The sequence below is a fragment of the Actinomadura rubrisoli genome (assembly GCF_004349215.1).
GTDB lineage: Bacteria > Actinomycetota > Actinomycetes > Streptosporangiales > Streptosporangiaceae > Spirillospora > Spirillospora rubrisoli.
The window spans coordinates 1-7,974 of record NZ_SMKU01000392.1; the positions used below are offsets into that span (position 1 = coordinate 1).

A 7,974-nucleotide genomic window follows, 5' to 3' on the forward strand; every position below is an offset into this window, starting at 1 on the left:
GCCTCCTCCCGAACGCCCGCCGCCCCGGCCCGCGCTTGGACGTCCTCGGCGCCGTCCTGGCCACCGCGGGCATCGCGTCCCTGACCTACGGCATCGCGCACGCGAAGGCGGCCCTGGCCTTCGGAGCCGCCGCCCTGGCCGCCTTCGTCGCCGCCGAAGCCCGCGTCCGCTCGCCGCTGATACCGCCCGGCCTGTTCCGCATCCGCTCGGTCGCCGTCGGGAACGTCGCGATGCTGCTCGCCGGGGCGTGCCTCAGCCCGATGTGGTACTTCCTCGCCCTCTCCATGCAGAACGTCCTGCACATGAGCGCTCTGGAGACCGGCCTGGGGTTCCTCCCCCACACCCTGCTGACCATGGCCGTCGCGCTCCAGCTCACGCCGCGCCTGATGCGGCGCGTCGGCGACCGCGCGCTGATAGCCGCCGGCTCCCTGGTCGCCGCCGGAGGCTTCCTCTGGCAGAGCCGCCTCGGCCCCGGCGGCGACTACCTGACCGGCGTCCTCGGGCCCGCCGTCCTGATCTCCCTCGGTGGCGGCCTCCTCAACACCCCGCTCACCAGCGCCGTCACCTCGGGCGTCCCCGCCCACGACGCGGGCGCCGCGTCCGGCCTGATGAACGCGGCGAAACAGGTGGGCGGCGCCCTGGGCCTCGCCGCCCTGGTCACCCTGGACGGCTACGGCGACGCCTTCCGGGCCATCGCGGCGCTCCTCGTCCTGGTCGCGGCCGCGGCCTGCGCCCTCCCCGCCGGTCCGCAGCGCGGGAACCCTGACGTCAGGCGGTCAGGGCGCGGACCTGGGACGGAGAGGTGAACACCTCGGCGCGCATGCCGACCTCGCGGGCGGCGGCGACGTTGCGCTCGCTGTCGTCGAAGAACAGGACGTCGGCGGGCCGCACGCCGAGGCGCTCGGCGCAGATCTCGTACGCGCGCGGGTCGGGCTTGGCGACGCCGATGCGGCACGAGTAGGTCAGCGCGTCGAAACGTTCCAGCCAGGACGCGTGCCGGGCCTCGAAGCGCGGCACCAGGTCGGTGATGATGTTGGAGAGCAGCCCGAGCGTCCTGCCCCGGTCCGCCAGCTCGTTGACGAGGGCCACCATGCGGTCGTCGACGTCCGTCCAGCTCTCCAGGTCGGCCTCGATCAGCGCGGGGACGTCGGGGAACGCGGCGCCGAGCCGGTCCGCGACGTCCGCCCAGTAGGCCGCGCTCTCCCGCCCGGCGTCGTAGGCGGGACGGCAGGACCAGTAGGCGTCCCAGAACGGGGCGCCGGAGATCCCGGCCAGCTCCTCGATCCGCCGCACCGACTCCGGGGTCTGGGTGCGGGCGATCACTCCGTACAGGTCGAAAACGATCACATCGGGCATGCCCCGACCCTATGCACGGCGGACGACTCCGACGACCGCGAGCAAGCGCTTGAGCCAGGACGTACCCTGCATGTCGACGCGTCATTGAGCAAGCGGTTGGGCGAGACGGCATAATGAGGGGGTGACGACCACGAGCGCGAACTCAGGCCGGCCCGGGACCCGCGGCGCGGGCGAGGGCGGCGGCCGCCGCCGCGGCAAGGGCACGCCCGCCCTGGCCTCGGAGCGGCGCGAGCACCTGGTCAAGCTCGCGGCCGAACTCTTCGCGGAGAAGGGCTTCCAGGCCACGACGGTGCGCAACATCGCCGAAGAGGCGGGGATCCTCTCGGGCAGCCTGTACCACCACTTCGACTCCAAGGAGTCGATCGTCGACGAGATCCTCGCGGGGTTCTTCAACGAGATCATGGCGGCCTACCAGGGCGTGATCGACGAGGGGAAGAACCCGCGCGACACGATCGCGGACCTCGTCCGCATCGCGTTCGGCACGCTGGAGCCGCACCGGGCCGCGATCACGGTGATGCAGAACGACTGGAACTACCTCAAGGGCATGGACCGGTTCGCCTACCTGTCCAAGTCCGAGGACGAGGTCGAGAAGATGTGGGTGGACACCATCAAGGCCGGCCAGGCCGGCGGGCTGTTCCGCGACGACATCGACCCCAAGCTGACCTACCGCATGATCCGCGACACGGTCTGGGTGGCGGTCCGCTGGTTCCGGCCGGGCGGCCGCCTCAACGCGCAGGGCCTCGCCGACCACTACCTCAAGGTCATGTTCGACGGCATCAATACTCACTGATCCACGCGTCGTGGAGGTCGCGTTTCTGGGGTCGGTGGACGTGCCGCGGGGTCGTCCTCACGGCGCATGGGGCCCGACATGCTCGCGAGGCCGGACGCGGGCTGCGAGCGCGCCCGCGACGGCCTCACGATCATGCTCTGACCCGGGATCGGGCCGGCCCGGCTAGCCCGAGACCGGGAGGCGGGGGCGCGGCGCCTCGTGCTCGGCGCGGCCGGGCATGAGCCTGGCCAGCGGCCCGGGGAGCCACCAGTTGGCCTCGCCGAACAGCTCCATCAGCGCGGGGACGAGCACCATCCGCACGATCGTCGCGTCGATCAGGATGGCGACGCCGAGGCCGAGGCCGATCTGCTTGACGGCGATGTCGGCGCCGAGCAGCACCGACAGGAACACCATCACCATGATCGCGGCGGCCGCGGTGATCACGCGGGCGGTGCGGGACAGGCCCTGCGCGACGGCCTCGCGGGTCGCGACCCCGGACCGGTGCACCTCGCGGATCCGGGAGACCAGGAACACCTCGTAGTCCATCGACAGCCCGAACAGGATCGGGAACATCATCAGCGGCACCCACGTCGTCACCGGCATGTCCGTGGGGAAGCCGAGCGCGCGGCCCGCCCAGCCCCACTGGACGACGGCCGTCAGCACGCCGTACGCCGCCGCGATCGACAGCAGGTTCATGAGCGCGGCCTGGAGCGCCACGGTGACCGAGCGGACGAGCGCGACCAGCAGCAGCAGCGACAGGCCGACGACCACCGCGATCAGCCACGGGAGGCGGGTGCTGACGCTGTCGGCGAAGTCGATCGCCGCCGCGTTCGGGCCGCCCACGTACGCCTTCATGCCGGTCCCGGCGATGGCGCCGGGGATGACCTTGTCGCGCAGGGTGTGGACGAGCCGCGGCGTGGCCTCGTCCTGCGCGCCGGTCTTCGGGAAGGCGATCAGCATCGAGGCGGCGCCGTCGCGGCTGGTGCGCGGCGGCTGAACGGCGGCGACGCCGGGCGTCGAGCGGACGGCGTCGGCGACCGGCCGCGCGTCCCCGCCCTGGGTGACGATCACCAGCGGCGCCGAGGTGCCCGGCCCGAAGCCCTCCGAGAGGATCTTGTTCGAGGCGTACGCGCTGGTGTCGTGCGGCTGGGTGCTGGAGTCGGGCAGGCTCAGCCGCATCGACAGGGCGGGCGCGGCGAGCACCAGCAGCACCGCGGTCGCGCACAGCCCCGCGAGGGCGGGACGGCGCTGGACGGTCCGCGCCCAGCGCTCGGCGAGCGGGCGGCGGGCCCGGCCGAGGCCCGGGACGCGGAACCGGTCGATGGCGTGCCCGGTGAAGCCGAGCAGGGCGGGCAGCAGGGTCACGGCGGCGAGCATCGTCATCAGCACCGCGAGCCCGGCCGCGACGGCGACGCCGTTGAGCAGCTTCTGCTGCATGACGAACAGGCCCATCAGCGCGATCACCACGGTGGTGCCGGCGAACAGCACGGCCCGTCCCGCCGTGGTGAGGGAGATGACCGTCGCCTCCTCGGGGTCGCTGCCGGCGTGCAGTTCCTCCCGGTAGCGGGTGACGATGAACAGCGCGTAGTCGATGCCGACGCCGAGCCCGATGAGCGCCGCCACGATCGGGCTGAACGACGGCGCGGGCAGCAGGTGCCCGAGCAGCGCGATGAGCCCGAGGCCGGAGCCGATGCCGAGCAGCGCGGTCACGATGGGCAGCCCCATCGCCAGCAGCGACCCGAACGCGATCAGCAGGATGACGACGGCGGCGAGCACGCCGATCCCCTCGGCCGAGCCCCCGCCCGGCGTCTCGGCGGTGTCCACCGCCGCCCCGCCGAACTCCAGCCGGACGGGCCCGGAGCTGGTGCGCACGTCGTCCAGAAGCCGTTTCACGTCGGCCACGGGCATGTCGTTGGCGATGACGTCGAGGTCGGCGGTGGCGAACGCCGTCCGACCGTCCGGGGAGATCTGGCCGGGCGCGTCGTACGGCGAGGCCACCGACGACACGTGCGGGGTCTTGGCGAGCCGGTCGACGGCCTGCTCCACCTTGGCCCGGGCCTCCGGCGACCGCACCCCGCCGCCGGCGCGGACGGCGAGGGTGATGCTGTCGCCGCTCTGCTTGGGGAAATGATCCTTCAGCAGGTCCTCCGCCTTCGCCGAGCCCGAGCCGCCGCCGGAGAAGTCGTTCAGCGGGTCCGCCGCGAAGCCGAACCCGAGCACCAGCACGGCGATCGTGCCGGCGATCCAGGCGGAGACGGTCAGACGCCGTCTCCGATAACAGAGCCGGGCGAGCCTGGCCAGTCTCATAGGTGCCACCTTTGCGGACGCGTTTCGCTCACGGAGATCTTCCTTCCCCGTCAGCCTGACGCTGGATGCCGCGCGGGGAATCCGGCGGACGGCGTCAATCGCCCGGTCCCGTACTTCCGTCGGAGTACGCCCGGCGCGGTATCCCACGGTCCGGCGCCCCCAAGCCCCATAGTGTGCTTAGTCACAATTTGCCGAGTAGGGGTGACGCTTTGGTCCGTGGGGACGCTGTTACCGGAGAGATCTACGGGGGGAGGCGGCATGACGGCTCAACGGGGCGCCGCCGGTCGTGAGGAACCCACGCCCGCGGCCTTGCGGGCCGCCACCGCGCGAAGCATGCAGGAGCAGTTCCCGGGAGTGCGCGTCTGGTACGGCGAGTCCACCGGGTCCTGGTGGGCCCTGGTCCCCTCGCGGGAGGGCCCGGCGCTGCTGGAGGCGCCGACGTCCCAGGAGCTCCGCGAGCAGATCATGAGCGCCCGGACCCGGGGATGACCAGGCCCGCCTCGTACGCGAGCACGACCAGCCGGACCCTGTCGCGGACCCCCAGCTTGCCCATGGCCCGGCTGACGTGCGTCTTGGCGGTCAGGGGGCTTACCGCCAGCTCGTCGGCGATCTCGTCGTTGGACAGCCCCCGCCCCACCAACCGCACCACCTCGCGCTCCCGGTCGGTGAGCGCGCCGAGCAGCTCCGGCGCCGCGGGCGCCGGCTCGGCACGCCGCGCGACGAACCCCTCGATGACCGCGCGCGTCACGGCGGGGGCCAGCAGTGACTCGCCGCCCGCGACCACCCGCAGCGCCCGCAGCAGGTCGACGGGCTCGATGTCCTTCACCAGGAACCCGGCGGCTCCCGCGCGCAGCGCCCGGTAGACGTTCTCGTCCTCGGCGTACGTGGTGAGGATCACGACCCGCACGCCGGCGAGCGCCGGGTCGGCGGCGATCCGGCGGGTCGCGGTCAGCCCGTCGATCTCGGGCATCCGCAGGTCCATGAGCACCACGTCCGGGCGCAGCTCGCGGGCCAGCGCAATCGCCGTGCCGCCGTGCTCGGCCTCGCCGACCACCTCGATGTCGTCCGCGGACCGCAGCAGCATCCGGAACCCGGCGCGCACCAGCGACTGGTCGTCGGCGAGCACGACCCGGATCACGACGCGCCCTCCGGCACGTCCGCGCGCCTCCCGCTGGGACCGCCTCCGGACGGACCGTTCCCAGGCGAGGGGTTCGCGGGCAGGCGGGCCGTGACCCGGAAGCCACCGGACGGGCCGGGTCCCGCGGAGAACGCGCCGCCGATGGCCAGAGCGCGTTCCCGCATGCCGTTCAGACCGTGTCCCTGCCCTTGCCCGTGTTCCCCGGGACCGGGGCCGCCGTTGTTGACGATCTCCAGGTCGAGCCCGTCGCCGGTGTAGGCCATCCACACACGGACGCGGACGTCCGGCTCCGCGTGCCGCAGGACGTTCGTCAGCGACTCCTGGAGGATCCGGTAGGCGGCGTGGTCGGCGGGCGGGGCGAGCGCCGTCGCCGTGCCGGTGACCTGGAGGTCCACCGGGACCCCGGCCGCCCGGACGGCCTCCAGCAGCGCGTCGAGCCGGTCGAGCCCGGCAGGCCCTCGGTCCCCCGCGTCCGCCCCGGACCGAAGGACGCCCAGCGTCGCGCGCATCTCCTTGAGCGCCTGCTTGCTGGTCTCCCGGATCGCGGCCAGCGCCGGGCGGGCCCCCTCGTCCCGGTCGTCCAGGATGTGCAGGGCGCTGCCCGCCTGCACCGCGATCGTGGCCATGCTGTGCGCGACGGTGTCGTGCAGCTCCCGCGCGATGCGGACGCGGTCCTCGGCGACCCGCCGGGCCGCCTCCAGCTCGCGCTCCTCCGCGGCGAGCCGCAGCCGCTCGCGCGTCTCGGCGGCCAGCGCCCGCCGGTTCCGCACGACCTCCGCGAGGAGCATCACGGTCACGGCGAACGCCGCGTGCGTGAGGAAGGCGGCCATCGTCGCCAGCGGATCGCTCGCCTCCCGGATGACCATCACGTAGCCGACCGAGAAGAAGCCGACGCAGACCGCGACCGCCCAGCGCGCGTGGCCCGCGTAGACCGTCGAGTAGAACGGGAGGGCGAGCGCCGCCGTCGGCGGGATCCCCGGGTAGTCCAGCTCGTAGTAGACGAACAGTCCCGCGCTCGCCAGCACCAGCGCCATGATCGGGCGCACCCGGTGCAGGAACAGCGGAAGGGTCATGGCCACGCCGATCGCGTACGCGCGGGCGTCGGGCGGACGCGAGTACTCCTCGTCCGAGGTGTGGATCATGATCGCGACGATGATCCCGACCGTCAGGGTGAGGCCGGCGTCCAGCACGCGGCCGCGCGCCCGCAGCGCGCGGCGGATCGTGGCGGCCCTGGTGGAGTTCACGGCGCCACGGTACGCCGCGGTCGCCGTTCTCAGGCCGCGGTGAGGATCGCGGCGCTGCCGTAGCCGCCGCCGAAGCCGGTGCACAGCGCGACACCCGCGTCCCTGACCTGGCACGTTCCGGTGCCGCGGAGCTGCCGGACGGCCTCGGCGACATTGTTCAGCCCGTGCACGTAGCCCTCCGACAGCAGGCCGCCGTGCGGATTGACGGGGAAGCGCCCGTTCCACGCGATCTCCTGGGCGCGCAGGATCACGGGAAGGTCGGCGCGCGGCACCAGCCCGAAGTCCTCCAACTGGCGCGGGACCAGCCAGCTGTAGGCGTCGTAGAGGAGGGCGACGTCGATGTGCCCGGGCCTCATCCCGGCCGCCGTGAAGAGGGGCTCGGCCACGTAGGACGAGAAGATCCGCGTCACGTCCCCGGCCTTGTCCATCCCGGACGCGCCGGGCCCGCCGCCGCGCACGACCGCGTGGATCCGCGGCGCGTCCGGCGCCCGCCCGGCGGAGGTGACGACGAGCGCGCAGGCACCGTCGGTCTCCTGGCAGCAGTCGAGCCGCCGCATCGGGGAGGCGACCATCGGGCCGGCGAGATAGGCGGGCAGGTCGAGGCGCTCTCCGCGTAGAGCGCGCGGATTGCGGAACGCGTGCGCGCGCGACTGCGCGACGACCGCGTAGGTGTGCTCTTCGGAGAGGCGCGTGTCGTGCAGGTAGCGCTGCCCGGCCATGGCGAACTGGTGGACGGGACCCGCCAGCCCGTACGGGTGGGTGAACTGCTCCTCGGTGCCCTCGCCCAGCTTGAGGCCGAGCGCGTTCATCCGCTTGCCGGAGCGGCCGTTGAGCGCCCGGTAGACCAGGACGGTCTCGGCCACACCGGCGTCCACGAGCATCGCGGCGTCGGCGAGGATCGACGCGCTCTGCGTCCCGCCGCCGTAGATCTCGTTGTGCCAGCCGATCTCGCGCAGCCCCAGCTCCCGGGCCAGGTAGAGGACGGGCGCGGAGTCGTTCAGGTGGTAGGAGAGGATCGCGTCCGGCCGCTCGACGCCCGCGTCGGCGAGGGCCGCGCGGGACGCCTCGGCGGCCAGGCTCAGTTCGGTGCGCCCGGACTCGCGCGACAGGGCCGTCATCCCGACGCCCGCGACCGCCGCCCGCCCCGAGAACCCCTGCCT

The 7,974-nt window shown here is 73.3% G+C and carries 8 protein-coding genes; 3 read left to right on the forward strand and 5 right to left on the reverse strand.

The genetic code is table 11. The features are described 5' to 3' along the window. Positions 1-806: MFS transporter (locus tag E1298_RS40595; protein ID WP_131902706.1), on the forward strand; the 806-nt coding region annotated here is incomplete at its 5' end. Here E1298_RS40595 and E1298_RS40600 read toward each other — a convergent pair. Continuing rightward, positions 769-1,356 carry an HAD family hydrolase gene (locus E1298_RS40600; protein WP_131902707.1) on the reverse strand — a complete coding sequence of 196 codons (588 nt, stop codon included), beginning with the start codon at positions 1,354-1,356 and terminating at the stop codon, positions 769-771. The two genes, E1298_RS40595 and E1298_RS40600, sit on opposite strands and share 38 nt — an antisense overlap. Before the next feature lie 121 nt (positions 1,357-1,477). Between E1298_RS40600 and E1298_RS40605 the strand changes: the two genes are divergently transcribed. Further along, the gene (locus E1298_RS40605) at positions 1,478-2,146 is read left to right on the forward strand and encodes a TetR/AcrR family transcriptional regulator (RefSeq protein ID WP_131902708.1); all 669 of its coding nucleotides are present in this window, start codon (positions 1,478-1,480) and stop codon (positions 2,144-2,146) included. 162 nt (positions 2,147-2,308) lie between these two features. Here the strand turns inward: E1298_RS40605 and E1298_RS40610 are convergent, their stop codons facing one another. Beyond that, a complete protein-coding gene (locus tag E1298_RS40610) occupies positions 2,309-4,432 on the reverse strand; it encodes an MMPL family transporter (RefSeq protein ID WP_131902709.1) in 2,124 nt (707 codons plus the stop codon). Positions 4,433-4,690: 258 nt separating this feature from the next. Here E1298_RS40610 and E1298_RS40615 point away from each other — a divergent pair, with 258 nt between their 5' ends. Then, positions 4,691-4,921, forward strand: a complete 231-nt coding sequence (locus E1298_RS40615; protein ID WP_131902710.1) for a hypothetical protein — start codon at positions 4,691-4,693, stop codon at positions 4,919-4,921. Here the strand turns inward: E1298_RS40615 and E1298_RS40620 are convergent. The 3 genes from E1298_RS40620 to E1298_RS40630 form a co-directional block, all read right to left on the reverse strand. Then, on the reverse strand, positions 4,896-5,570 hold the full coding sequence (locus tag E1298_RS40620; protein WP_131902711.1) for a response regulator: 675 nt from the start codon (positions 5,568-5,570) through the stop codon (positions 4,896-4,898). The two genes, E1298_RS40615 and E1298_RS40620, sit on opposite strands and share 26 nt — an antisense overlap. Beyond that, positions 5,567-6,814, reverse strand: a complete 1,248-nt coding sequence (locus E1298_RS40625; RefSeq protein ID WP_131902712.1) for a sensor histidine kinase — start codon at positions 6,812-6,814, stop codon at positions 5,567-5,569. The genes E1298_RS40620 and E1298_RS40625 overlap by 4 nt, the downstream gene beginning before the upstream one ends. A 29-nt stretch (positions 6,815-6,843) precedes the next feature. Beyond that, the coding region (locus E1298_RS40630) for a thiolase C-terminal domain-containing protein (protein ID WP_243726136.1) at positions 6,844-7,974 on the reverse strand (1,131 nt) is incomplete at its 5' end.

Bases quoted from the DNA above. Each gene is read 5' to 3' on its own strand.
- E1298_RS40610 (WP_131902709.1), bottom strand. From the start codon at position 4,432: ATGAGACTGGCCAGGCTCGCCCGGCTCTGTTATCGGAGACGGCGTCTG.
- E1298_RS40600 (WP_131902707.1), bottom strand. From the start codon at position 1,356: ATGCCCGATGTGATCGTTTTCGACCTGTACGGAGTGATCGCCCGCACC.
- E1298_RS40615 (WP_131902710.1), top strand. From the start codon at position 4,691: ATGACGGCTCAACGGGGCGCCGCCGGTCGTGAGGAACCCACGCCCGCG.